20 protein-coding genes and 2 pseudogenes are annotated in these 26388 nt (G+C 39.2%); 20 read left to right on the plus strand and 2 right to left on the minus strand.

The features are described 5' to 3' along the window. From EHW90_RS12000 to EHW90_RS12085, 17 genes and pseudogenes are all read left to right on the plus strand, one after another. Positions 1 to 753 carry an ABC transporter permease gene (locus EHW90_RS12000; RefSeq protein ID WP_124952956.1) on the plus strand — a complete coding sequence of 251 codons (753 nt, stop codon included), beginning with the start codon at positions 1 to 3 and terminating at the stop codon, positions 751 to 753. Further along, positions 753 to 1298 (plus strand): ATP-binding cassette domain-containing protein, encoded by a 546-nt coding sequence (locus EHW90_RS12005; RefSeq protein WP_124952957.1) that lies wholly within the window; start codon positions 753 to 755, stop codon positions 1296 to 1298. The genes EHW90_RS12000 and EHW90_RS12005 overlap by 1 nt, the downstream gene beginning before the upstream one ends. A gap of 6 nt (positions 1299 to 1304) precedes the next feature. Then, positions 1305 to 2309, plus strand: a complete 1005-nt coding sequence (locus EHW90_RS12010; protein ID WP_124952958.1) for a hypothetical protein — start codon at positions 1305 to 1307, stop codon at positions 2307 to 2309. A 4-nt stretch (positions 2310 to 2313) separates the two neighbouring features. Continuing rightward, positions 2314 to 3417, plus strand: coding sequence for an AI-2E family transporter (locus EHW90_RS12015; RefSeq protein ID WP_124952959.1), 1104 nt, complete (start codon positions 2314 to 2316; stop codon positions 3415 to 3417). Between the two features lie 125 nt (positions 3418 to 3542). Next, the gene (locus EHW90_RS12020) at positions 3543 to 4802 is read left to right on the plus strand and encodes a S1C family serine protease (RefSeq protein WP_124952960.1); all 1260 of its coding nucleotides are present in this window, start codon (positions 3543 to 3545) and stop codon (positions 4800 to 4802) included. A gap of 11 nt (positions 4803 to 4813) precedes the next feature. Further along, the gene (locus EHW90_RS12025; protein ID WP_009445873.1) at positions 4814 to 5761 is read left to right on the plus strand and encodes a 3'-5' exoribonuclease YhaM family protein; all 948 of its coding nucleotides are present in this window, start codon (positions 4814 to 4816) and stop codon (positions 5759 to 5761) included. A gap of 62 nt (positions 5762 to 5823) precedes the next feature. Then, positions 5824 to 7227, plus strand: a complete 1404-nt coding sequence (gene rlmD / locus EHW90_RS12030; RefSeq protein WP_124952961.1) for a 23S rRNA (uracil(1939)-C(5))-methyltransferase RlmD — start codon at positions 5824 to 5826, stop codon at positions 7225 to 7227. A 53-nt stretch (positions 7228 to 7280) separates the two neighbouring features. Then, positions 7281 to 8564 carry a hypothetical protein gene (locus tag EHW90_RS12035; protein ID WP_124952962.1) on the plus strand — a complete coding sequence of 428 codons (1284 nt, stop codon included), beginning with the start codon at positions 7281 to 7283 and terminating at the stop codon, positions 8562 to 8564. A 323-nt stretch (positions 8565 to 8887) separates the two neighbouring features. Beyond that, complete coding sequence (locus tag EHW90_RS12040; RefSeq protein WP_124952963.1) at positions 8888 to 9193, plus strand: type II toxin-antitoxin system RelB/DinJ family antitoxin; 306 nt, start codon at positions 8888 to 8890, stop codon at positions 9191 to 9193. Further along, complete coding sequence (locus EHW90_RS12045) at positions 9190 to 9519, plus strand: type II toxin-antitoxin system RelE/ParE family toxin (RefSeq protein ID WP_124952964.1); 330 nt, start codon at positions 9190 to 9192, stop codon at positions 9517 to 9519. Before EHW90_RS12040 ends, EHW90_RS12045 begins: the two co-directional genes overlap by 4 nt. Before the next feature lie 51 nt (positions 9520 to 9570). Next, positions 9571 to 10336: pseudogene (locus tag EHW90_RS13900) on the plus strand (Fic family protein); the annotation flags it as partial. Positions 10337 to 10663: 327 nt separating this feature from the next. After that, positions 10664 to 10897: a hypothetical protein gene (locus EHW90_RS12055; protein WP_243114010.1), complete on the plus strand. Its 234-nt coding sequence runs from the start codon at positions 10664 to 10666 to the stop codon at positions 10895 to 10897. 500 nt (positions 10898 to 11397) lie between these two features. Beyond that, entirely contained in the window at positions 11398 to 11592 is a 195-nt protein-coding gene (locus EHW90_RS12065) for a hypothetical protein (protein ID WP_040458012.1), read from the plus strand. A gap of 159 nt (positions 11593 to 11751) precedes the next feature. Continuing rightward, positions 11752 to 12840 (plus strand): Fic family protein, encoded by a 1089-nt coding sequence (locus tag EHW90_RS12070; protein WP_124952965.1) that lies wholly within the window; start codon positions 11752 to 11754, stop codon positions 12838 to 12840. Positions 12841 to 12956: 116 nt separating this feature from the next. Continuing rightward, positions 12957 to 13487: pseudogene (locus tag EHW90_RS12075) on the plus strand (class I SAM-dependent RNA methyltransferase); the annotation flags it as partial. 119 nt (positions 13488 to 13606) lie between these two features. Continuing rightward, complete coding sequence (locus EHW90_RS12080; RefSeq protein WP_124952966.1) at positions 13607 to 13945, plus strand: SymE family type I addiction module toxin; 339 nt, start codon at positions 13607 to 13609, stop codon at positions 13943 to 13945. Beyond that, the gene (locus EHW90_RS12085; protein WP_124952967.1) at positions 13938 to 14216 is read left to right on the plus strand and encodes a hypothetical protein; all 279 of its coding nucleotides are present in this window, start codon (positions 13938 to 13940) and stop codon (positions 14214 to 14216) included. Before EHW90_RS12080 ends, EHW90_RS12085 begins: the two co-directional genes overlap by 8 nt. Positions 14217 to 14293: 77 nt before the next feature. On the opposite strand, the gene EHW90_RS12090 is transcribed toward EHW90_RS12085, so the two are convergent. Continuing rightward, complete coding sequence (locus EHW90_RS12090) at positions 14294 to 14671, minus strand: hypothetical protein (protein ID WP_124952968.1); 378 nt, start codon at positions 14669 to 14671, stop codon at positions 14294 to 14296. Between the two features lie 66 nt (positions 14672 to 14737). Further along, a complete protein-coding gene (locus tag EHW90_RS13310) occupies positions 14738 to 14905 on the minus strand; it encodes a hypothetical protein (RefSeq protein ID WP_167456760.1) in 168 nt (55 codons plus the stop codon). 767 nt (positions 14906 to 15672) lie between these two features. On the opposite strand from EHW90_RS13310, the gene EHW90_RS12095 reads away from it, so the two are divergent. From EHW90_RS12095 to EHW90_RS12105, 3 genes are read left to right on the plus strand one after another with little or no spacing between them, the layout of a single operon-like run. Continuing rightward, the gene (locus tag EHW90_RS12095; RefSeq protein WP_243114013.1) at positions 15673 to 17361 is read left to right on the plus strand and encodes a restriction endonuclease; all 1689 of its coding nucleotides are present in this window, start codon (positions 15673 to 15675) and stop codon (positions 17359 to 17361) included. 16 nt (positions 17362 to 17377) lie between these two features. Further along, complete coding sequence (locus tag EHW90_RS12100; RefSeq protein ID WP_124952969.1) at positions 17378 to 21043, plus strand: ATP-dependent DNA helicase; 3666 nt, start codon at positions 17378 to 17380, stop codon at positions 21041 to 21043. A gap of 21 nt (positions 21044 to 21064) precedes the next feature. Further along, complete coding sequence (locus tag EHW90_RS12105) at positions 21065 to 26362, plus strand: DEAD/DEAH box helicase (protein WP_124952970.1); 5298 nt, start codon at positions 21065 to 21067, stop codon at positions 26360 to 26362. Positions 26363 to 26388 lie beyond the last annotated feature (26 nt).

Here is a 26388-nt window from a genome sequence, read left to right on the forward strand (position 1 = left end):
ATGAATAAAAGTAGGTTACACAAGATTACAGCAGTGCTTTTTGCACTGCTGTTTTGGCAAATAGCGGCAATGATTCTTGACAGGTCATTTTTACTGTCCTCACCTATAGAGGTATTGAAGTCACTGCTCGAACTTGGACTTAGCGGTGTTTTTTGGACGGGGATGTGGAAAAGTGTATGCAAAATACTTTTAGGATTTTTATCAGGTGCCGGAGTGGGGATATTTCTTGCAGGGCTGTCATACAGATTTAAGCTGTTTGAAGTCTACATTTCACCCTATATTATGGTGATTCGCTCCATACCTGTGGCGTCATTTGTAATCATCATACTTATATGGCTTGGAGGCGGGGGACTCTCCTTATTTGTATGCTTTTTTATGGTGATGCCTATATTTTATGCCAATACATTGGAAGGGCTGAAGTCTGTGGATGTGAAGATGCTTCAAATGGCGAAGATATTTGAGATGAGTAATAATGCTAAACTTATATATATTTATCTGCCTGCACTTGAATCGTTTCTTTTGTCGGCAAGTGTGGCATCCATAGGTATTGCATTCAAGTCGGGTATTGCGGCGGAGGTAATAGGCAGACCCAAAGATACTCTCGGATTTTTTCTGTTTGATGCGAAGATGTATTTGGATACTTCGAAGGTATTTGCGATAACATTGACAGTCATCATATGCAGTGCGATATTTGAAAGACTGGCAGTACTGATAATAAAGAGGTTTTTCTATATGTTAAAGAGGGTTTATTGATGAGACTGAAAAATATATGTAAGAGCTTTAAAGATATAGAGGTTTTAAAGGACTTTAGTCTAAATGTGGATGAAGGTGAGCATATCGCCATTATGGGAAAGTCGGGGAAGGGAAAGACCACCGTTTTGAATATTATAATGGGATTTGAACTTCCGGACAGCGGTGAGACGGAACTTCCAAATGAGATATCTGCAGTATTTCAGGAGAACAGACTTTGTGAAGACTTTTGCGCAAGCTCAAATGTATGCTTATTGAAAGGAAATAAGAGTCTTGCAAAAGAAATCTTTGATAAGCTTGGAATTGACAGCACAAAAAAAGTAAGTACAATGAGCGGTGGTCAAAAAAGAAGAGTTGCACTTGCAAGATGCCTTGTAAAAGATGCAGAGCTTTATATATTTGATGAGGCGCTAAAGGGACTTGATGAAAAGACAAAAGCTGTGGCTATGACTGTTATAAAAGAGTATACTGATGGAAAAAGTGCAATCTTTGTTACACATGATATAAATGAAGCAAAAGATTTTGCAGACAGAATAGTGGAGATTTAAGTAGCTATGAAAATAAAGTTGGAAAAGTTATCGGAGTTGCATATGGAAGGTATAACTCTTTTTGAGGTCTCATATAAGTATGCACCGATATATGCAAAGAATTATTTTGCAAGAGCGAAGGATGAATTTGTTATTTACTGTATTGACAATGAGAAAAATAAGGGCGTTTTGTGGTTAAAGAATAATGAATATAAGTTTATTCCCATAAATGCAGATGATGGAAGAGGCGCTAATTTATTGCTTAATACGGATGACGGCATAATTTTAATTACTAAAAATAAGGCATGGAAAATGGAAGCGGACAGCGAAGTATTTACTACGATAAATATAGAGAAACCTTGTATTGCTGAAAATATAACAGAGATTTCAACTTTGGGGGAGAATGAAAATTATCCTGTTATTTGTCGTGTAAGTGTGGAGGCGATGGCTGCCAACAGCTTTACATTTTTTAAATATGATAAAGATGAAAATACTATAAAATTTGAAGATATATTACAGCCGATTTTTACAACCGAAAATACAATGAAAAGATTTTTTGACTCATTGTCTGAGGTGGACGGGCTTTATTATAAGATGAATTTTAAATATAACTATCCTCAAATCGGAAGTATGATGATAAAGGATGATGTGATATATGTATTCTTAGAGGCTGATATTGTAAACCCGGCAGGACTCAGTACTTATAAGTATTATTGGTATGTGGAAATAACTAAAGACGGAGTTTATAAAAAGAAAATTTGGGGAGCGGAAAGACTGGATAAACTGCAGGGAAAGCGTGGAGTAAGAGGAAAATTCAGTGCAGATAAGAAATATCTGATATTATCCCCTATTTTTAAAACAGATGAATGGAAGGGTAAACAAAAATTACTGAGGTTCTCAGATTTGGAACTTTTGGATATCACATTGCCAAGAGGATACTCAAAGTTTAGAGTACTGGATATTTTTGATGAGAATGCATTTATCAGTGATGAGGTAGATAAGATAGCACTTTGTAAAATGACGGAAGGGTAATATTTTGAATAATATAAAGAAAAAATATATTGTGTATATTGTAGTTGCAACGATTATAGTATATGCAACAGTCAGGTATTTCGGGACTGTAGAGAGTTATATATTAAGGGTGACAAATACATTGATGCCTTTTGTGGCAGGCGCAATTATGGCATATATTATAAATATTCTTATGGATTCATATGAAGATTTACTTTTGAAAAAATTTCATAATAAAAAAATTATAAGAACTGTATCAATACTATTGTCAATATTTACATTTGTGTTGGTGATAGGGTTGCTTCTGGGTCTTATTATTCCGCAGCTTGTGAAGATAATGTTTTCAATAATGTATACAAATCCAAGTGATATAAAAAAGATAATTGAAAGTATAAGCAAAAACAATATAGTGGACAAGATTGCCGATATAATGAATGTTGATATTAACAATATAGATATTTCAGGTTATGTCACAAAGCTTATACACAGTGTAATGTCAAGTGTAGGAAATATTCTTATAGGAGTGATAAGCGGAATATCGGGATTTTTCAATACTGTAATATCTGTCTTTATGGCGGTGGTATTTGCAATATATATACTTGTGGATAAGGAAAGAATTGCGGTGCAGGGTGATAAACTTTTAAGAGCTTTTTTACCGTCAAAGAGAGATACTGTAATTGATGTACTGAGTATTTTTAATAAAAGTTTCAGAAATTATTTTATCAGTCAGGTAAAAGAGGCGATAATACTTGGTGTACTGCTCTATATTGTGATGCTTATAGTAAGGCTGCCTTATGCATCTTCTATAGCCATATTGGTGGGGGTGACGGCGCTGATACCTGTGATAGGAGCTTATGCCGGACTCTTTATCGGAGCACTTATGATAATTACAAAGTCTTTTTCAAGTATGATTATATTTATCATAGTACATACTATAGTACAGCAGTTTGAAAACAATATAATATATCCGAGAGTGGTAGGAAGCTCTGTAGGACTTCCGGGCATGTGGGTAATAGTTGCGGTAGCACTTGGAGGCAGCCTTTTTGGAATATTCGGAGTATTTGTTGCGGTTCCTGTGGCTGCAAGCCTTTACTTTATTTTAAAAAGAGAAACTCTTAAGAGACTTTAATTAAGAGTATGTAGTTTATGTTAAATCAGTGTTACATTTGCTTGATAAATCGGCTGTAAACCTTTATAATCTTTCTTAGGGAGAGCGAGATATTATGTAATATATCCTGAAAGCAGAGGGTTTTTATGCCAAATACAAAAAAAGACCATGAGTCTGATGAGAAAAATCCTTTTATAAAGCAGACTATTATAGAAGAGAAAAAAGATCAGCGTAAGAGGATTGTCTCGGCAGCTTGCCTTGCTGTTGTTTTTGGAATTGTTGCAGGCCCAAGTACGGCATTGACATCACATATTATAAACAAAAACATACTAAGCAAAAAGACAAAAACCACTATACAGATTCCAAAGGAGGAGACAAGCCTTGAGGGAAGTGAGGAGGCGGAGTCGTCTGAGCCTGTAGAAGATATAGTGGCATCGGCTATAGAAAGTATAGACTTGAGTGAAAAGAACTTGGAACAGATGTATGCCGGTCTAAGCAAGGTTGCGGAAAATAAAGATAATACAATAGTGAAGATAAGTGCAATCACCACAAATACAGATTGGTTTGACAACACATTGCAAAATGAAAGCAGTTGTTCAGGTATAGTAGTAGCAAAGTCCGGTGATAATCTTATTGTATTGACCACAAATATGTCCATAGAGGGCGGTATCAGAGTAGGATTTTTTGACGGCAGCGTGAAAGAAGCAAGTGTACTTGGAACGGACAGCCTGACCAATCTTATGATACTTTCCGTGGATATCTCTTCTATGGGAGAGAAGGTCAAGAGTATAGAACCTATTGTACTGGGAAATTCATATCAGCTGAAGAAGGGCGCATTTATATTGGCTATAGGCAGTCCGGTGGGAGTGTCAAGAAGTCTTGATATCGGCAATGTGACCGCTATTGAAAAAAATGCAAGCTTTTTTGACGGATATGGCAGGGTAATATACTGTGACAAGCATTTAGACAACAGAGGTACGTTTTTGATAGATACATCAGGTGAGTTGGTAGGTGTAATTTCAAATTTGGACGGCGACAGCCCTATATCAATGGCATATGGTATATCGGATTTGAAGATGCTTATTGAAAATATGACAAACGGTGTGGGCTCCTCATATCTGGGAGTTCGTGCAATTGATATAGACAAGGATAAGGCACCGGAAGGTATGCCAAGCGGAGTCTATGTCACAGAAGTAAGGGCAGATTCTCCGGCCTACAATATAGGTATACAATCAGGTGATATAATATCCATGATTGGTGACGAGGAAGTGAACTCTATTATAGGGTTTAAAAATATAATGGAAAAACTGAAGCCAAACCAAGTGGTAAATATCAAAGTGAGCCGTTCCGGTAAAGATGGTTTTACAGAACTGAATTTTGAAACAACAATTGGTGCCAGGAGCTAGAAGGGTAGAAAATGAAATTTATTGAAAGCTTAAAAGAAGGAATGCATGTTTCAGAGGTTTATCTGTGCAAGACAAAGACAATTGCAATGTCAAAGACCGGCAAAGAGTATGCCAGTCTGAGCCTGCATGATAAGACAGGAAGCATTGATGCGAAGATATGGGATTTATATTCTCCGGGTATCTCTGATGTGGACGCTATGACATTTGTTGTAGTGGACGGTGATGTTACGTCTTTTAATAATGTATTGCAACTTAAGGTGGCAAGAATAAGAGAAGCGGATGAGAAGGAGTATACACCGTCCGACTATGTGCCGGTATCCAAAAAAGATATCGACAAGATGTTTGGCGAACTGAAAGATAAGATAAAGTCGGTAAAAAATCCGTTCCTAAGTAAGCTTTTGACAGCAATCTTTATAGATGATTTTGAATTTCAGACTGCTTTTAAGTCATCATCGGCAGCCAAGACGGTGCATCACGGATTCCTTGGCGGATTACTTGAACACACTCTTGGAGTGGTGAAACTTTGTGAATATTTTTGTAATAACTATGAATCATTAAATCGTGATTTACTTATCACATCGGCACTCTGTCATGATATAGGAAAGACCAGAGAGTTGTCGGCATTTCCGGCAAACGATTATACTGATGAAGGTCAGCTGGTGGGACATATAGTAATAGGTGTTGAGATATTAAAAGCACATATCGACAAGATTCCGGGCTTCCCGAAGAAACTTTCAAATGAGCTGATACATTGTATACTGGCTCATCACGGAGAGCTTGAATACGGCTCACCTAAAAAACCTGCGCTTATAGAAGCTTTGGCACTCAATTTGGCGGATAATGCGGATGCAAAGATGGAGACATTTATTGAGCTTCTCGCACAGGGACAGGACGGAGCTACAGGATGGCTCGGCTATAATAAATTACTTGAGAGCAATTACAGAAAGACAAGTGTATAATATAAAGTCGATAATATAGACTGATTATCAAAACAGTCTGATAAGTTTAGTAATGGAGATATATGAAAACTGACAGTACATTAAATTACAAAAAAGGTGAAATGATAACAGTTGATATAACAGACTTTGGAGAAAATGGCGAAGGCATCGGAAAAACCGATGCCTTCACATGGTTTATAAAAGATACTGTTATCGGAGATAAAGTCACAGCAAAGGTGATGAAAACAAAGAAAAGCTACGGATATGCAAGACTTGACAGTATAGTTAAGGAGAGCCCCGACAGAATAGAGGCCAAATGTCCGGTGGCAAGAAGCTGTGGAGGATGTACATTACAAAGTCTTGATTATAGTGCGGAGCTTAAACTCAAGCAAAACAAAGTGGAAAATCATCTGAAAAGAATAGGCGGATTTGACCTGTCAAATGTGGAGATAGAAGAAATTATCGGTATGGAAGACCCGATAAGGTACAGAAATAAATCCCAATTTCCGTTCGGAAGAAAGAACGGCAAGAACATCACAGGCTATTTTGCAGGCAGAACCCACAGCATTGTAGAGTTTGATGACTGTATTATCGGTATCAAAGAAAATAAGACTGTACTGCAGAAAGTTCTTGATTTTATGGAGAAGTACAGTGTGGATGCCTACAATGAGGAAGATGGAAGCGGCATAGTAAGGCATGTACTTATAAGAAAAGGCTTTGCTACGGGTGAGTTGATGGTGTGCATAGTTATAAACGCAAACAATCTGCCACATAGTGATAAGCTTGTAGAGAGCTTACGTAGCGCACTGGGAAGTGATTTAAAATCCGTCTCTATGAATATAAATAAAAAGAATACCAATGTCATATTGGGAGAAAGAACAGTTACTCTTTATGGCAACGGCTATATAGAGGATTACATAGGGGATGTGAAGTTTAGAATATCGCCACAGTCATTTTATCAGGTAAATCCTGTACAGACAAAGAAACTATACTCTAAGGCATTAGAGTATGCTGCACTGACCGGTGAGGAAACAGTCTGGGATATGTATTGCGGCATAGGTACCATTTCACTTTTCCTCGCAAAGTCCGCAAAGTTTGTCTACGGCGTGGAAATAGTGGACGCCGCCATACAGAATGCGATAGAGAACGCAAAACTTAACAATATAGAAAATGTGAAGTTCTTCGTAGGAAAGGCGGAAGAAGTAATCACAGGCGAATACGAAAACGGTAATATAAGAGATATAGATGTAATAGTGGTAGACCCTCCAAGAAAAGGTCTTGATAAGCTTGCAATAGATACAATGCTGAAGCTCCTGCCAAAGAGAATAGTATATGTAAGCTGCGATTCCTCTACACTGGCAAGGGATTTAAAGATGTTGTGTGAGAAGGAATACGAGCTAAAGAAACTTACGGTGGTGGACCAGTTTTCTAGGAGCTATCATACGGAGAGTGTGTGCTTGCTGTCAAGAAAAGATAAAGCGGTATAGTAATTCGCAAAATTTACAAGGCCTATTATAGAAAATGATAGGAGGTACTGAAAATGGAGTACATAGGTATTGGAATATGCGTGATAGCTGTGGTAGCAATCTGTATATTCATAGTTAAACGAAAAAAGAATGCTAAAGAAGCAAATCAAAACGAGGATGTAAAAACTGACGGAGAGGAACGTGCAATAGCTGTTTCTAATGATGCACCGGTAGAATTAGTCATTGAGATGGAAATGCTTCCGGCAGAAACCATCAAGGATAAGAATGCACTTGTTGAAATTACAGACAGCAATTTGCTTGCTCATGTCAACAATCTTGTTCCCGGTTTAGCGCAGGCAGGAAATGCAGTCAATAATGTAGCGCAGGCTGTGGAAGCTGCAAATGTAGGTGTTCTATATAGAGCTATTATTCCTGCAGGTACAAAATTAACAGATTCAAAGGCTATGGAAGGCGCAGTTCGAGGGTTTTATCGTGGAGCAGAAGGAATTCAGGGACATGCCAATTTAGTGGCGGTTGAAGCGCAAAAAGGAACTGCAGTGGTAGCAAACACCGTCGCAGCTGCTATGGGAGTTGCATCGATGGTTGTTGGCCAGTATTACATGACTCAAATAAACGCAGAACTAGGTGCCATTAGTGATGGGATTTCAGAGATACAGAATTTCCAAGACAATGAGTATAGAAGTCGTGTATTTTCTCTCTTAGCTCATGTAAAGAAGATTGCCGATTTCCGGACAGAAATTTTAGAAAATAATGAACTCAGAATATCTAAGATAAATCAGTTAGACAGTCTTGAGGAAGAATGTACTCAATTGTTGGGACAAGCCAATTTAACTTTAGCCGGTTTTGCAAAGAAAACAAACCTTGATTATGAAGAGTATGAAAAAGTCGTCGGTAATGCTCAGAATTGGTTTATGTATCAAAAGTCATTGCTGGATGTTTTGTACAGAATAGCGGATTTGAGGTATACGTTACATCTTGGAGCTGTATCGAGAGAACAATGTATTGCGATTCTTTCAACATATACAAAGCAGGTTCAAGACACACAAAGCATGCTGGCTGCATGGCATGAAGGAACAACTGAGAGATTGAAAATAGATACTGATGAAGTTAGAAGAAAACGAGCAGGATTTGACAGAGTGATTCATTTCCTTCCGGGGGTATTTTATAAAGATTTAAATTATCGTTCTATTGAAAAGAGTACGGCAAACATGATTCGTACGCAGGCTTCCAAAGAGAGTACACTATCAATTGACAAATCAGAGCTGTATTTAGAGGATGTGCAGCTTATTGCTAAGGATGGAAAAATATATTATTTGCCGGAAACGAAAGCAGAATAAAGTAAAAGAACCCTCCCGGCCATCAATGGTCAGGAGGGTTTTGTGCATCTATGGAGCTATGCATCAACGTCTGTGCTGACATCAGATTTCAGTTCAACGGTGATGCTGTTATCCCGATGATTATCTGCTTAGCACCGGTGATTCATCAAACTTGGTGAGATGGGATATCTGCTGAGAAATTTAATCCTGATAAAAATCCCATAAAAAGTCCTTTCGGCTTGTTAGACGTATAAAATTCAAGGTTTCTTCATAGAATATATTTTGCAAATGCTTGCAATCGCAAGCAAAAAACTGATATAATATAGTAAAAAGGAGGTGATACTATGGCAAATACATCCGCTGTTTATGCAAGAATAGATACCAATCTTAAGGATAGTGCGGAAGAGATTCTTTCTCAACTTGGCATTTCGCCATCAAGTGCAATTCAGATGCTCTATAGCCAGATTGTACTGAAGAAGGGGATGCCATTTGATTTGCGTCTTCCTTCTTCCAAACCGTTAGCTGTTGGTGCAATGACCGGAGAACAGCTTGATGCAGAGCTCCGGAAGGGTGTCGATTCTATCAAGGCAGGAAGAGTATATTCTGCTGATGAAGTTGATGAGGCACTTGCAAAGGAGTTTGGTATATGACGGAAGCCTATAAGGTCGGATATTCTGTAGATGCACTTGATGACCTACGAGAAATCTATGCTTATATTGCAAATGAGCTTCTATTTCCGGAAACAGCCGCCGCTCAGGTGGGACGTATCCAAAAAGAAGTCCGTTCCTTGGATTTCATGCCGGCTCGCTATACGTTAGTTGATTGGGAGCCGTGGCATTCTATGAAAATGCATCAGCTGCCTGTAGATAACTTCATCGTCTACTATCTGGTCGATGACGAAGAGATGACAGTTACTGTGGCTCGTGTTATCTATGGTTGTCGTGACATCGAAGGAATCATAAATTCAAATGATTAATAAGAATGGAGCTGTAGGGAAATGGTAGTCATAAAATAGGCGGTGATATGTTTGTCATACAATAGTTGGAATCTTGAACTAAATGAATATATACGCCAAGGTGAACAGGATAAGGTTGAAAAGAGTAATGCATGGAAAACTGCTATCGGGCTTCAGTATGTAGATGGACTTAAGCCCTCAAAATATTTGATTGAAACTGCAAAAGATCATATTGAAGGTAAAATCAGTATTTCTGAAGCAGACAGGCTTATTGTTAGTTATTATAAAGAAAGAAAAGACCTTCCAATTTTCACCGGCAGAACTACAAAATATTCATCGTAAATTATTTGAAGGTGTACTTCATTATGCCGGAAGAATAAGAGATTACAATATTACCAAAAATGAGTGGGTAATTAAGGGAGATACAGTACTGTATGTATCGTTTGACAGTATTAGGGATACACTTGATTACGACTTTTCGCAGGAGAAGAACTTCTCCTATAAAGGACTGAACATACATGAGGCTATTAGACATTTTGCTAAATTTACATCAGGTATATGGCAAATTCATCCGTTTGGAGAAGGAAATACAAGATCAACTGCAGTATTTATTATTAAATATTTAAAGACATTCGGCTTTACCATAAGTAACGATACATTTGCCTAAAATTCATGGTATTTCAGAAATGCTCTAGTTCGAGCAAATTATAACAATCTGAGAGTAGGTATTCATGCTACAAGTGAATTTCTTGAATTATTCTTTGAAAATCTTTTAATGGATGCGAAGCATGACTTAAAAAATAGATATATGCATATTGATTTCAATGTTCAAAGTGTCAATAAGGTTTAATTGCTCGTGAAAATGGAAAATGAAACGGTAAGTGGAAGATACTTATAGAAGCATAATATGCACTAAAGATTGAAAATCAAAAATCTGCTATAAAATTCGTAGAGGATATACTTAAAAATAAGATTATCCTTGATGAATAGGACAGTTTTGAGTCTTTAAGATATGTGCTGTCAGATAAAGTTGATAGCGAAACGACAGATATGATGAAGTTTGCATGTGACTTCAACAAATTAATATATGTCGGAGTAAGGTATAATCTTATGTTGTCAGAAGGTAAGAATAAAGATGGTCTCAGTGAATAGGAAAGGGAATAAAATGACAGATGAAAAATTAGTTCAATTAGGCTTAAATGATAAGGATTCTCTAAAAATGATTTTATCGGGATATGTTGAGAATGATAAGAGTGAGAATGGTGGAGAAAAAGTGGGTGTAGTTTCTGTTATGTTTGTGTCTGAAAACAAAGAACTTGTCAGTAAAAAAATGGAAGAATTTGAAGCAAAATATCCTAAAAGATATTTTATGGTGCACAGTGTATCCATTGGATACTGAACTGGAAGAATTAGATCATTATCCATCTATTGCAATTTTTGAAAGTGATTTTAAGTAGAATTTTTGTTGATTAGATAATTGTAATATAATAACTATTTTAATATACAAAATGGATTTATTTTACAGTAAAAATGCTATGAAAGATTTTGAAAATGAGAATAGCAGTCAGTGATTGTTTACTTGGAGAGAACTGCAAATATAATGGGGAAATAATTATAGTAAAAAGTTAGTTGATTATATCAAAGCTAAGTCATAAAGACGGTACTTCAGTGGAGTGAATACAATATATGACGGATCTTTTCCGGGTAAGCTTATTCATAGACATGTGTATTTGCAGGAGAATGGAATAAAGGTGATGGACATTGCGGATTTATAGATATTTGGGTTTGTAAGTATAATATATATATATTTCGTTTTGGAAGTACTGAACCTTAAGTATGCATATACTAAGCATTGCATTGCATGTAAATATTATTGAAAAGTTATTGAAAAGGAGATTTATGAGAAAAGAGTTTGAAATAAATGGTTGTATAGAAGTTCAAGCGGAAATAACAGAGGACGAATTTTCTAATGCATTTATTCAATTTGTTGAATCCAAGGGTTGGTCTTTTGGTGGCGGTATAAATGAAATTCAGGATGGTTACTATATTTTGCCGGACGGGAGCAAGGGAAAATCCGTTTTAGAGGATGAATAAAAATCATATAAAGGATTAAGTTACAGCAAAGCACATAATCTTAAAGTTTTAAATGATTCGTGTACTTGCAAGATAACAACAAATTGGGTTAGAGAGTGATTTACAGATCTGGTTAACATAATATAATTAAAGTACATAGCAAAATAGGAGGTGATATGTTTGTCATACAATAGTTGGAATCTTGAGCTAAACGAATACATACGCCAAGGTGAACCGGATAAGATAGAAAAGAGTAATGCATGGAAAACTGCTATCGGGCTTCAGGATGTAGACGGACTTAAGCCCTCAAAATATTTGATTGAAACTGCAAAAGATCATATTGAAGGTAAAATCAGCATTTTTGAAGCAGATAGGCTTATAAGCAGTTATTATAAAGAGAGAAAAGACAGGGATGGTGTGGAAGCAGATACTAAAGAAGCGGATATTGTATCTGTAAGAATTGCAAAATTACTGGGAGAGAAGACCTTTCAATTTTCACCGGTAGAATTACAAAATATTCATCGTAGATTATTTGAAGGTGTACTTCATTATGCCGGAAGAATAAGAGATTACAATATTACAAAAAATGAGTGGGTGCTTAAGGGAGATACAGTACTGTATGCATCGTTTGACAGTATTAGGGCTACACTTGATTACGACTTTTCGCAGGAGAAGAACTTTTCATATAAGGGACTGAATATACATGAGGCTATTAGGCATTTTGCCAAATTCACATCAGGAATATGGCAAATCCATCCGTTTGGAGAAGGAAATACAAGATCAACTGCAGTATTTATTATTAAATACTCAAAGACATTCGGTTTTACCATAAGTAACGATACATTTGCCCAAAATTCATGGTATTTCAGAAATGCTTTAGTACGAGCAAATTATAACAATCTGAGAGCAGGTATTCATGCTACAAGTGAATTTCTTGAATTGTTCTTTGAAAATCTTTTAATGGATACGAAGCATAATTTAAAAAATCGATATATGCATATTGATTTTGATGGCCAAAGTGCCATTCAAAGTGCCAATAATTCGGTTTCAAAGTGCCAAAATGGCACTTTGAAAATATCTTTGGAAGAATTAGCTATTATAAATGTCTTAAAGACTAATCCGGCATTAACTCAAAAGCAGATATCGGATCTTGTAGGGAAGTCAGAGAGAACAATTAAGAGATGCACAGTAGAAATGCAGGAAAAAGGTTTAATTGCTCGTGAAAACGGAAAACGAAACGGTAAATGGAAGATACTTATAGAAGCATAATACGCACTAAAAAGGAAGAGTATGCAATTAGGATGGATTGATTTTTCGAAAGAAGATAGACAAAAGGCACTGGATGTTATCAATCTGCCACATGGTGATAAGCTCATAGAGAACTTATGTGCTGCTGTATAGGTACTATCTCGCTTTTTCTTGCAAAGTCCGCAAAGTTCGTCTATGGTGTTGAGAAGATAGTTGATGCCTCCATACAAAATGCGATAGAAAACGCAAAGATCAACAATATAGAAAATTTGAAATTCTTTGTAGGCAAAGCTGAAGAAATCATCACAGGTGAATACGAAAACGGTAATATAAGAGATATAGATGTAATAGTGGTAGACCCGCCAAGAAAGGGTCTTGATAAGCTTGCAATAGATACAATGCTGAAGTTATTGCCAAAGAGAATAGTATATGTAAGCTGTGATTCCTCTACACTGGCAAGGGATCTGAAATTGCTTTGTGAGAAGGAATATGAACTTAAGAAACTGACAGTGGTGGATCAGTTTGCGAGGAGCTATCATACGGAGACGGTCGCACTCTTGAGCAACAACCTAAAGAAGAAGGAATCCTACATAACTCTAGATGTGGAAATGGCTGATTATTACTGCATCAAGGGCGAATGGGAGAAGGCTTCTAACACCGGCAAGTAAGCCTCACAATCGAATAGGAGTTTGAATAGATAAGCTGCAGGAGCGGAAAATACAATCTGTTATCTGCAGCTTGTTTTGTTTCAAGCCAAAAGCAGTCGATTGAAAAAGGAGGACAAGACATGGCAAAGAACGTAAGAGAACTTAAGGTGCGTGCACAGAGCGGTTATCATTACAAGGAGGTGCCGCAGATCCAGCTCAAGGGAGTATGGCTTCGGGAGTTTGGTTTTAAGGAAGGAATGCCGGTGATGGTGAAATGCGAAAACGGCAGACTTATCATCACGACGGATGAGGCGAGGGCAGAGCTTGCGAAAGCTGAGCAGGAGTTTATGGACAGGAAGCTGGGTGCGCAGAAGAAACGGTTTGAGCAGGAGAAGAAGCAGCTGCATGTTCAGTTTGTGGCAGAGCATAGAGCAACCTATGGCGATTCGGATGCCGGAGAGGGGGCTGCCTATGTTTGATACGAATGACCTCTCCGTACTGGATCCACAGTACTTTTCCATCATCTACACGGATGCCTTTGATGTGACGATCATGAGCTGGAACACCGGGCATTACAGGTTCATTTATAATCCGGAGTATCCGACACTGGGAACCTGCATTATATTCCATAAGAATAAGGCGTCACATCCATATCATCAGCACGGTCGTGCGAACAGCTTAAGGCAAGTGGTCAGAAGTATTCAGAGCCACGATAAGTGGCAGATAGAAGGAAGACCGAGAAGAAAATAAGATAGGCTCAAATCAAAAAGAGGGAAGTGCATCCGGGCATGCGCTTCATTCAATTCTGTTATGCAGGTATTACCGATTTAGTCTTTGTGGTAGAGCTGATAGGCTAATTTCTGTGCTGCTTTGATATCTTCGTAGCCCTGGCTCTTGCCAAGCCTAAGCTCCTTCAGAATATCGCCCTTTTTGCGATTCTTTGAAAGAAGAGTGATGATTTTCCGATACTTGGGATTAATCTCTGATACTTCCTTAATCAAATCCTTGATAATGATTCCGAGAAGGACGGTATCTTCAAGAGATTCGGTCTGAGCAGGTTCAAAGCCGCTGCTGTCTTCATCGGATTCTGCGTCATCTGTGAATTTGTCATAGGACAAATCATATTCATGTCCATTTTCCTTCAAGAAATCGTCGGTGCCGCCGGTTGCGATGTAAGTACGAACCTGCGTATTGAAGAATTTCATCCAGCTATTAAGCGTACCTCTTTTAATAGGAGCAAAGGCTACCGGGATTTTATGACCTCCGATAGTTCAAGTCTCCATATTGTCGCTGTCAATGGACTTATCCTTCAGCAGTTCCTTGGTTACAAGGATGTGAGCGAGCTCTTCGTCCGCTGTAGGCGGAACATTGTTGTAAGACTTTTTGTCACCATATTTACTCTGGTTGACGTTGTTTGTGAAAGATTTATTCCGAAACATAATTTGGGCCTTCCTTCGACCCAGGGGCCGAAACGGAAGGTCCTAACTATGTCTGTGAGAACGTTATAGATTTGTACGCAAAATAAAATCGGTGGAAGACATACAAATCGAACGGAAAATCCGCTTCGGTTTGCATCCTTTCCACCGATGGTCAGGCTGCATTACGCATTAAAAAGTTACTTGTTTGTATCCTGCTGCCCGGAGCAGGGGCTGTGGCGGGAAGTGAATGAAATAAATATTTGCGAATACAGATATTTTATTTATTTCTTGTCCGACTTATGCTACAATGAAATTTAGGTTTTTAGCTTTGTTAGGAGAGCTTCCCTGCCCACATTGCTATTATATCCTATAGGGTCGAAAAAATCAGTAAATAACTGTGTTTCAAGGTGTCAAAGTGTTTTCTGCGAAATTAACCTAAAGTTTTCTTTTTTGGAGGTGAACCGGTTGCAAGAGCTGGTATTAGCCACGGTGGTAGCTGAGATCAAGAATGCGTTCATTCAAGATATCAATGATCCGGATATGATTGAGCTCCTGTATAGGGGTTGCTGAGCCGTTGGGAATTAAATTGAATAAAGTGCAGAAGGGCGCTGTCAGCTTGATTGTCAACAGACAACCTAAGGGGAATGTACTCAAAGTGATCAGGGGCAATTCTCAGAATCCAAAAGTAAAAGCGTCTATCGGTGAATTCTTCAAGAGGAATGTGATTAAGCGCTTTATGCCGGACGTGGAAGAAGAAATCATCTTCCATCTGCGCGGTGTCATTAAGGATGATAAAAAGATTTCCGACAGTAAGCGGTCTGAAATTCAAATATCTTCAAGCTATCCTGGCAGGAAAGACGTATGCAGGATATTTCTCTGTGGATGGCAAGGGCAAGGTGATTAACTCAAAGGTCGGCAGAAAAGAAACGACTTCGGATGATGTCAGTGCTTATGAGCTGATTATGAAGAATAAGGAGCTGTTGCTGGATCGTGAACCGAAAAAGTCTCCAGTGCGTTTCATTTTCTCACATTCTGCGCTGAGAGAGGGTTGGGATAATCCGAATGTATTCCAGATTTGTACGCTGAAGCAGAGCAGCAGTGATGTGAGAAAACGTCAGGAGGTTGGTAGAGGTCTTCGGCTTTGTGTAAATCAGAACGGCGAACGTATGGATATCAATGCACTGGACAATGATGTTCATAATGTCAATGTACTGACCGTTATCGCAAGTGAGAGCTATGATTCCTTTGAAAAAGGGCTTCAGACAGAAATGGCTGAGGCTGTTAACAAAGATCTGTTTGTAGATCGTCTTGTAAAGGATGACCAGGGTAATGAGGTACTTATCACCAGCGATATGGCATCTGCGATTTATTTTGATTTGATAGTAAATGGCTATATCAATAAACTGGGTGAGCTGACGGATAAATATTATGAAGATAAGACAAACGGCGAAATAAAAATCGCGGATGAAGCCAAGGATATTGCTGCCGGAGTTATCGGAATCATTGATTCTATTTACGACAGCAAGGCACTGCAGCCTGAGAATGCCCGCAGTAATAATGTGGAATTGCAGGTGGACGATGAAAAGCTTAACAGCAAGGAATTCAAGGCGCTGTGTTCTAAGATCAATGCAAAGTCGGTCTATGTAGTGAATTTCGATACGGATGAACTGGTTAGGAAGTCTATTGCTTCTCTGGATTCAAAGCTTAGGGTATCTAAGATTTACTTTCGTGTAGAGACCGGTCAGATGGAATCCATCAAATCGAAGGAAGACCTGGTGGTTAGAGGATCTTTTGTGAAGGAAGAATCAGGAAGCTACGGCGTATCTGTGGTTGCCAATTCGAATGTAAAGTATGATCTGATTGGCAAACTGGTGGATGAGACTGGACTTACACGTAAAGTAATCATAGCAATCCTTCAGGGGATCCAGGCGTTTGTATTTAATCAGTTCAAAGATAATCCGGAAGAGTTTATCTCTAAGGCAGCGCAGCTGATCAATGATCAGAAGGCAACCGCCATTATCGAGCATATTACTTACGATGTGCTGGATGAAGAGTACGGTACGGATATCTTCACGGATCCGACAATCAAGGGCAAGCTGGGCGTAAATGCTATGAAAGCAAAGAAGCACCTGTATGATCATATCGTTTATGATTCGTCAAATGAGCGCGACTTTGCGACAGATATGGATACCAATACAGATGTGGCTGTGTATGTGAAGCTGCCGGACGGATTCTATATTTCTACGCCGGTCGGACACTATAATCCGGACTGGGCAATCGCGTTCTACGAGGGCAGCGTAAAACATATTTACTTTGTGGCTGAGACTAAGGGATCCATGAATTCCATGCAGCTGAGGCTGATTGAGGAATCGAAGATCCATTGTGCGAGAGAACACTTTAAGGCTATCTCCGGCGATAATGTTGTCTATAATGTTGTGGACAGCTATACATCGCTGATTGAGAAGGTGATGAAGTAAGTTAGGAGGTTGTCGAATGGCAACACATATGAGTATAAGACTGGCATGGCATAATGAGGGCTGGAATGGCCACATCTGCCAGAAGCCGTGTGAAAATTTATATTGTATCGGGCAGCATTCATATCCGGGGGATCTGATTGCAGGTACCCGTGATATTGAGTATGAGACTGCTCATGCAGGAGAGCCTTGTTCAGCGAATCCATGCGCTGTTGCCTGTGGACTTAGTGTTAATGCATTTGGCAAGGACACCATCAGGGTAAGAGTTGATCCGCCGGATTTCTGGAAGGAAAGTGATGCCGATGCAATTAAATTGGATTTGCCACCACATACAGTCTGCACATGGTGCTATGAGCAGATGTACAACGAGGATGTGGAAGTTCATGGTGGGTCCGGTCAGAAGTATGATTACGAGAAGAGAAAGGCGGGAGCGGAGAAATATTTTTCTCAGTTTGAACCCGGAAAATCTTTGATTTTCTATTATGCCGGATATAGCAATCCGTTCTGTGAGAATGAAGAGAATAATTATGTCATTGCAGGGATATCCCGTGTAAAGAATATTGAACCACTTTATTATTATGACAATACAAGCCCAGAGGTACAGAAAAAGTATGCCGGGGGATTTGTGTGGCAGAGACCTGTTACATCTACGTATCCTGATGAGGGCTTTTGCATCCCATACTGGAAGTATATCAACAATGAGGAGATTATTGAGCGTATATTACTGAAGCCGCTAAATCGTTCACCGTTTAAATATGGCAGTCGTGAAGTGGATAACGACGATGCGATTGAGGTAGTAAATCAACTGCTGGCAGTCGTAGATGTTCTGATTGAAATTGGTGATGATACAGAGGATTGGAACATAAGAAAAGAATGGCTTAACAGCGTTCTTAATGAACTGTGGACGGCGCGTGGACCATATCCAGGGTTTCCGTCTGTCTTAGAGAGCCTTGGCCTGCATGACTTGATTTCTCCATATATGACACTGACAACAGATGCATCTATGAAGGATTACAAGCAGGGTGTTAGAGATTTTCTCGAAGGAAAAAGAGATGAGGTCGTCGGAATAGAATTCAGCAAGGCGGTACTTAAGAAGATTCGGAGAGAGTATCAGCTTACAGGATCAGAGACTGCTGATTTTCTCTTTGATACGCTTTCACGATTTGACCTATCTGCGGATCAGGTAAAGCGCATTATCGGAGAGGATAGAGAGAAGGTTTCTATTACGGCATCAATCGAAGAGATGTCAGAGAATCCATATATTATTTTTGAGCAGTATGTAGGCTTTGATTCAGATGATACGATACCTTTTTACAAGATTGATAATGGAGTAATACCATCTCCGGAATATGGAATTGAAGAGATTTTGGATAACGGCTCAACTGAACGTCTTCGTGCTTATTGTGTAGATGAGCTTAACAGAATCCCAGCTCATTCATTTGGTAAAGCGGATACTATTCTTCAAAGAATCAATGCTAGAATCGACCGGCTTCCAGAATGGAAGAGACATGTATATAAGTTACAGAACTTTGATGTGGAAACGGAAATACTTGATGGCGCTCTTGAGCGAAAAAAAGACGACAAGGATGATTTATACCTGTATTTAAGAGAGGTGTATGAAGACGAAAGAACGATTGAAGAAACCTTCCGGAATCTTGCGGACAGACCTGATATTACATTAAAGATGGCAATTACGCCTGATAAATTTAAGGAACGTCTCAGAGTTAAAGGGTCACCATTAGAAAAGAAAGTTGCAGCGGAATATGAGGAAATACTGGATCATCAAGCTGATAAATGCATGCAGATTTTCAGAAAGCCGCTATGCGTCCTTTCCGGAGCAGCGGGAACAGGGAAGACAACCGTAATAAAGGCGATCCTTGATAATATAGACCGGGTTCATGGGGCAGTAACTAGCTTCCTTTTGATGGCTCCTACAGGCAAGGCGGCGGAGAGAATAAAGACACAAACAGGAAAGCCGTCAAAGACCATTCATTCACATCTGGCAAAGACTGGCTGGAACAATGAGAATTTTACTTTAAAACGGTCCGGTGGTGCTACTGGCCAAGACTATAACACGATCATCATTGATGAGTGCTCCATGATTGATTTGAATCTGTTCGCAACACTTTTAAGGTCGATTAATTGGAACAGTGTACAGCGCGTGATACTGATAGGAGACCCTAATCAGCTTCCGCCTATAGGACGTGGCAGAGTCTTTGCAGATACCATAGACTGGCTGAATGTAGAGTATCCTGATAATGTTGCTACACTTCTGGATAATATAAGGCAGCTTGTAAATACGGTAGAAGATAAAGGACACGGAATTCTTGATTTGGCAGAGATTTTCATTCAGGAAAATCAACAGACTGAGGATGAGGATAAAGCTGCAATCTTAAAAGCAAGAAAAGAAGAACTGTTTGAGAATATTGTCGAAAACGGAAATGGTGATGTAGATAAGGATCTTGGCGTTTATTTCTGGACAGAGCAGGAAGAACTTGAGCATGTCCTTACGAATGTAATGATGCGGGATATGCAAGAATATACGCAGATGGACATGTCCGCCAAAGATGCCACACCGGACAAATTATGGCAGCAGATGATCAGGGATGAGAATGGGAACAGTAATCCGGAAATCATTCAGGTTATCTCTCCGTACAGAGGAGAATTTTACGGAACCGGCTCCCTAAATCTTCTTATGCAGAAGACCTTTAATGGACAATGGAGTATTAAGAAACTTGACGGAATCGGATATTTTGACAAGGTCATCCAGTTCAGAAACCGTCCACAATCTGATCCGGCATATGCATATCAGGACAGTTTGAGGAAAAATATAAAGTCAGAGATATATAACGGAGAAATCGGGCTAACCACTATTCACGGACTTGACAGATATGCAAAGGAAGGAAAAAAGCCAAAATATATATGGCAGGGTTCGATTGATAGATTGCAGGTTTTTTTCTCCGGGGAAACAAGGAAAGGACTTCGATATAACTATGGTAAGGATCTGGGACAGGATATTGACGGAAGATGGATTAAAGAACAGAAGGTTGTAGATAATCTTGAGCTTGCTTATGCCATCAGTGTTCATAAGTCTCAGGGATCTGAATTCGATTATGTGTATATTGTGATACCGCATAGAGACAGCCATCTTCTTTCAATGGAGCTGCTTTATACGGCAATAACAAGAGCGCAGAAAAAGGTGACGATATTTCTGCAGCAGGATGTGAGTACCCTTACTTCGCTCAGCCGTAATGATAAATCAGCGGTGAGAAAAATAAATTCTTCTGTCTATCAGTTTAATCCGCTTCCTGATGCGCTACTTTATGCAGGAAGTAATTGGTATGAGGATGGTAAGAATGTTGCTACGTTATCGGAGTATTTTGTGAGATCCAAATCGGAAGCTATTATAACAAATATGCTTGTTGACAGAGAGATTCCTTTTAAGTATGAGGAGCCTTTGTATGCGCCTGATGGAACCATGTTTCTTCCGGATTTCACTGTGACATTCAGAGGGGAAGAATACTACTGGGAGCATGTTGGAAGAACAAGTGACAGAGGCTATATGGCGCACTGGGCAAAGAAAGAGGCCTGGTACAATAAACATTTTCCCGGCAAGCTGATTACGACTTATGAAAGCAACAATCTTTCCAGAGATGCGGCAGAATTGATTTCCAGCCGTAAATAAAGTAACAGGAAGTGAAAATGTATGGATAAACAGGATGAGGTTTCCTTTCAAAAACTGACAAAGCACAGAGAGGGCTTGGCTAAGGCGCTGGAGGATCCGGCACTTAGGGGCGTTCAAAGCAGCGTCGTAGATAAATACAGAGATCAGGCGCATTTTATTTATGAGCTACTTCAGAATGCGGATGATGCATTTGCGACAAATGCCAGGTTTATACTTGAAAAGGACAAACTTATTTTTGCGCATAATGGATCGCGTCATTTTTCAATTTCAGATCCGGATAAAGAAAAGGAAGATTCCGGGACGAATGCTCTAGGCGATATAAATGCTATTACCTCTGTTGCTAATTCAAGTAAAACAACAGGGTCAACCATCGGCAAATTCGGGGTCGGCTTTAAGGCTGTATTTCAGTATACATCTACTCCCCGTGTGTATGATCCGAACTTCTGCTTTAGAATTGAAAGATTTATTGTACCTGTGGTTCTTAACGAGGATTATCCGGGAAGGCGTGAGGATGAAACGCTGTTTGTCTTTCCTTTTGACCATAAGGAAAGGGAACCTGCTGAAGCATATAGGGATATATCCGAGAAATTAAAGAATCTGTCATATCCGTTACTATTTCTCAGTAACCTGAAGAATATAGAGTTTGAGTTCGGGAATGTACTGGGTTTGTATGATAAGCGAATAGAAGAGACCCGCGTAATAGATGATACAAAGGCAGAATATATTGTTCTGACTCAAAATGATGGCGATGATCTTTACGATGAATACCTATGGCTGTTTTCAAGGGAATATGACCGTGGTGAGGAATACAATGGCGATGGAAGATATCTGACGTATTCGGCTGGTTTTTTTACTGATCAGGAGAGTCATCTGATACCTATAGATATGCCGGCATTTTGTTACTTCCCGACAAAAGAGTACACAGATTTGAAATTTATAGTTCATGCACCGTTTCTTTTGACAGATAGTAGAGAAGGAATCAAGGCAGGAGAACCGCATAATGATAAGATGATTAATGCTCTTGCGGATCTCTCCGCAGACGCAATTGAATATCTTAGGGATATTGGCATAGAGAAAGGAATACGCCTGATAGACGATAGTATTGTTGAAATTATTCCTGTATACGAAGATGAGTTCAGTGATCCAGAAGATAAGAATCAGATTTCTTTTCTGCCTTTTTTTGAACGTATTAAGGAAAAATTTGAGAAATCTGAGCTTCTGCCCGGAAAGGATGGATATGTTAGGAAGGGGAATGCTTATTGGGCATCTGTATCCCAGATTCCTCAACTGTTCAGTGATTCTCAACTTGGTGAAATTGTTGAGAACCCAGATGCGTGCTGGGTATTTCCCACATTATCAAGAGATGAAGTTCAGAGAAATAACAGAGAATTATTTTCGTATATTGATTCTCTTGTAAGGACAAATATCAATGAAGATATAGTATTAAGCGGACGTACAAGAGAGTTTTTTGTGCGCAGTGGAATTCGCCAAAGCCTTGAAAACATAAAAGGTATTACAGGTGAGTTTATTGAAAACCAGCCGATAGAATGGCTTCATGATTTATATAAATGGATATCTGAGACGAAGCACAGAAAGGATGTTGCTTCGAGTAAGCCGATATTTATAGATCAGGACGGGAAAGCTTCTGCTGCATTTGATAAGGCAGGTCAGCTGATATTGTTTCTTCCCGTGAAGAATATGACAGGCTACCGTATGGTAAATTCTGCTCTTCTCGAGAAGGAAGAAACAAGAAACTTTATCGATCAAATAGGTATTAAGCAGCCATCACTTCGGGATCAAATTTACAACATTATCCTTCCTCAATATGAGGATGGAGCTGAAATAGATACAGATCCTCATTTTAAGATGTTCTTTGAGTATTACTGCAAATGCTCTAATTCTGAGGTAGATGAATTTATTGGTTTAATAAAGGGATGTCAATTTCTGACTTATTCTGATCCAGATGATGGAGTAGCATACAGGGCAGAAGCCAGCTCTATGTATCTTCCCACAGCGGAAATGAAAGCATATTTTGAAACCAAACCGGACACACGCTTTATTGCGCTGGATGAGTATAAGGAGATGGTAGGAGTATCCAAAGAAAACCAGCTTATGAGGTTTCTCATGTCACTTGGAATCAAGACGGATGTCGCAATTTTCAGAACAGAAGTGAACTACTATACATCCGGACGGAATGATTTGCCGACTCCACATTCAACACGTGGAGTGACATATGATGAGAAGATAATCGATGGTTGCAAAGAAATTCTTGCCTATATAGAGGATACTGAGGATAGTACAAAATCTGTATTGTTATGGAATTGTCTTTTGAAAATCACAGAGACAAGGTGTACATCATGGAATTGCAGGGATATTGAAGCCTTGCTAAGAGGGGATTGCCATTATTTCTACTATTCTTCACAAGTAACAAGCTTTACATCTTCAGATGTTATTGCATTGAAAGAAACGGCTTGGCTTGTAAATTCAGATGGAGATTTTTCTCTTCCGGAGGATCTTACGGTAGACACGCTCTCTGATATTTATGATACATCGTCTGAAGCTGCTAATAATTTGCTCGACATCCTTGGCATTCAGGAGGCTGAAGAGGAAGATAGTAATCTAACGGACGAACAGCGTGAGAAGATAGCATTTGCCAATAAACTGCTGGAGTATGGTATTGAGGATGAGGATGATTTAGAGGAATTCAGAGAGTTTAAGCGTCAGAGAGAGGCACAGAGACAAGCGGCTGGAGCTGTATCACACGATGACTATGGCAATCCATCCACTGATAATGCCGCGGACGATGTTGATATGGATGATATCTTTGAAGAAGAAGAAGGTACTCCTAATTCTGATGAAAAGAAACCGCTTGATAAAGCTACTTCTGATGTAGTTAAGGATATTGTCCGTAGAACAAAACAGAAACCTGATGAATCAAAGAAAAAGAGGATAGCTGAGGATGAAGACGTTGATGGAGATGAGCTTATTCCATCGACGGTGGATTATCAAAAGAAGATTGAGCGTGCTAAGGAAAAGAGTGCTGCCGAGATTGAAAAAATCACGTACTTTGAAGAATTGCAGAACCGGGCAGTTGAGGCAGAGAAATACACTTATGAATGGTTCAATGCTTTGCTGGAAATGGAAAGCCTCAACAGCGGAGAATTAAATGCGGACAGCAAAGAAGTCTCCATCAGTTTTGCAAAGGTCGAGAGAGAGTCAGGAACCAAGCGGACATTGGTGCTCAAGCATCCGAATAGATATATTCCGCAGTTTATGGAAGACCTGGCTGATATTCCGATGATTCTTCATATGGGGGATCAGACAAAAACCGTTGCCATAGAGGTTGCAAATATTAAGTCCTATACTCTTCGTGTGAAGATGAAGAATGCATCGGATATAGATGGGATTGATCTTGAATCAGTAACCTCCGTAACTATAGATGCGAAGAGCCCGGCATTTCTGCTTGAAGAACTTAGAAAACAGTTTACTGAGCTGGAATATGAAGATGGTTTCAGCATGAAGGACAATTTATGTAAAAATATAGAATTTGTATTTGGACCTCCGGGAACCGGCAAGACAACTCATTTGGCGCAGAATGTCCTTATCCCGATGATGAGGGAAAATAAGGATTGTAAGGTACTGGTTCTGACTCCGACAAATAAATCAGCGGATGTACTTGTTCGCCGGATTATGGAAGTGTCTGGGAATGATCATACATATAATAATTGGCTGGTAAGATTTGGTGCTACTGGAGATGAAGAAATAGAGCAGAGCCCTGTTTTCAGAGATAAGACATTTGATATAAGGACACTTGATAAGCATGTCACTGTTACGACGATAGCACGATTTCCGTATGACTTCTTTATGCCTCAGTGTGCAAGGATATTCTTATATGGCATTAATTGGGACTACATAGTAATCGATGAGGCGTCGATGATACCGATTGCTAATATTGTGTTCCCACTGTACAAAAAAACACCGAGGAAGTTCATCATTGCAGGGGATCCGTTCCAGATAGAGCCAATTACATCAGTAGATTTGTGGAAGAATGAAAATATCTACACGATGGTGGAACTGGATTCGTTTACAGATCCTACGACAGTGCCTTATCAATATAAGGTTGAGCTTCTTACTACACAGTATAGAAGCGTACCGGACATTGGTCATGTATTCAGCAATTTTGCTTATGGAGGCATATTAAAGCATCACAGGTCTGCAGACAGTCAGCGTCCGCTTAATGTAGGAAATGATCTTGGAATAGAGACATTGAATATCATTAAGTTCCCTGTTAGTAAATATGAGAGTATTTATCGTTGCAAGAGGCTTCAGCATAGTAGCTCCTATCAGGTGTATTCGGCGCTCTTTACATATGAGTATGTTTTCTATCTGTCGAGGGTGATAGCTGATAACAATCCTAACGAGCAATTTAATATCGGTGTAATTGCACCATATCGCGCTCAGGCAGATATGATTGATAAGATGATTGCCTCCGAGAAATTGCCTAAGACGGTCGATGTGCAGGTGGGTACAATTCATGGCTTCCAGGGGGATGAATGCGATATTATTTTTGCTGTATTCAATACGCCGCCATCTATCTCTTCGAGTAAGGAAATGTTCCTGAATAAGAGAAATATCATCAATGTATCTATAAGCAGGGCGCGAGATTATCTTTTTGTTGTGATGCCAGATGATAACACAGAAAATATCTCAAATCTCCGGTTGGTGAAGAGAGTAGAAGATCTGATGCACAGCACTGATGCATGGATGGAATTCCTGTCAACTGATCTGGAAGAGCTGATGTTTGGAGATTCAAAGTATCTGGAGAATAATGCCTTTTCTACAAGCCATCAGAGTGTGAATGTATATGGGCTGCCTGAGAAGTGTTACGAAGTTCGAACAGAAGATACTGCTGTCGACGTTCAGATACATAAGCCATCCACAAATAGTGGTAATGTCTCAACTGATTCGAATAGTTCAGAATATGCTCCGGGTAAGGATGATGAATATATCAGTTCTTACCAACTGAAAGAAGAACTGATTCCGGAGGAATTGCGGGAGACTGCAATTGACCTTCCAGTGAAGGGTGTTATCAAGGGGTGGTGTTATCTTGTCCCTTATGACGGTAAGCTTAAGACTCACACAATAAAGAAGACAGAGGGCATGTTTATTCCGCTTATGAGGAACGGGCAAGAAAAGATGGTTAGTGTATCTGTGGTTCCTGAAGATCGAATTATATACATTTCTCAGGATATGTTTAAATTGTATGAGCAGGCCTTAAGTGAACCGGATGGAATAGAACTTAGAAAGGGTTTCTTTTAAAAATATACGATTAATATTGGGGAGTC

The sequence above is a fragment of the Lachnoanaerobaculum orale genome (assembly GCF_003862485.1).
Lineage (GTDB): Bacteria > Bacillota > Clostridia > Lachnospirales > Lachnospiraceae > Lachnoanaerobaculum > Lachnoanaerobaculum orale.

Bases quoted from the DNA above. Each gene is read 5' to 3' on its own strand.
- EHW90_RS12020 (WP_124952960.1), top strand. From the start codon at position 3,543: ATGCCAAATACAAAAAAAGACCATGAGTCTGATGAGAAAAATCCTTTT.
- EHW90_RS12105 (WP_124952970.1), top strand. From the start codon at position 21,065: ATGGATAAACAGGATGAGGTTTCCTTTCAAAAACTGACAAAGCACAGA.
- EHW90_RS12085 (WP_124952967.1), top strand. From the start codon at position 13,938: ATGTTTGATACGAATGACCTCTCCGTACTGGATCCACAGTACTTTTCC.
- EHW90_RS12040 (WP_124952963.1), top strand. From the start codon at position 8,888: ATGGCAAATACATCCGCTGTTTATGCAAGAATAGATACCAATCTTAAG.
- EHW90_RS12025 (WP_009445873.1), top strand. From the start codon at position 4,814: ATGAAATTTATTGAAAGCTTAAAAGAAGGAATGCATGTTTCAGAGGTT.
- EHW90_RS12010 (WP_124952958.1), top strand. From the start codon at position 1,305: ATGAAAATAAAGTTGGAAAAGTTATCGGAGTTGCATATGGAAGGTATA.
- EHW90_RS13310 (WP_167456760.1), bottom strand. From the start codon at position 14,905: ATGTTTCGGAATAAATCTTTCACAAACAACGTCAACCAGAGTAAATAT.
- EHW90_RS12100 (WP_124952969.1), top strand. From the start codon at position 17,378: ATGGCAACACATATGAGTATAAGACTGGCATGGCATAATGAGGGCTGG.
- EHW90_RS12090 (WP_124952968.1), bottom strand. From the start codon at position 14,671: ATGAAATTCTTCAATACGCAGGTTCGTACTTACATCGCAACCGGCGGC.
- EHW90_RS12065 (WP_040458012.1), top strand. From the start codon at position 11,398: ATGAGAAAAGAGTTTGAAATAAATGGTTGTATAGAAGTTCAAGCGGAA.
- EHW90_RS12005 (WP_124952957.1), top strand. From the start codon at position 753: ATGAGACTGAAAAATATATGTAAGAGCTTTAAAGATATAGAGGTTTTA.
- EHW90_RS12035 (WP_124952962.1), top strand. From the start codon at position 7,281: ATGGAGTACATAGGTATTGGAATATGCGTGATAGCTGTGGTAGCAATC.
- EHW90_RS12000 (WP_124952956.1), top strand. From the start codon at position 1: ATGAATAAAAGTAGGTTACACAAGATTACAGCAGTGCTTTTTGCACTG.
- EHW90_RS12045 (WP_124952964.1), top strand. From the start codon at position 9,190: ATGACGGAAGCCTATAAGGTCGGATATTCTGTAGATGCACTTGATGAC.
- EHW90_RS12055 (WP_243114010.1), top strand. From the start codon at position 10,664: ATGACAGATGAAAAATTAGTTCAATTAGGCTTAAATGATAAGGATTCT.
- rlmD (WP_124952961.1), top strand. From the start codon at position 5,824: ATGAAAACTGACAGTACATTAAATTACAAAAAAGGTGAAATGATAACA.
- EHW90_RS12080 (WP_124952966.1), top strand. From the start codon at position 13,607: ATGGCAAAGAACGTAAGAGAACTTAAGGTGCGTGCACAGAGCGGTTAT.
- EHW90_RS12095 (WP_243114013.1), top strand. From the start codon at position 15,673: ATGATAAAAAGATTTCCGACAGTAAGCGGTCTGAAATTCAAATATCTT.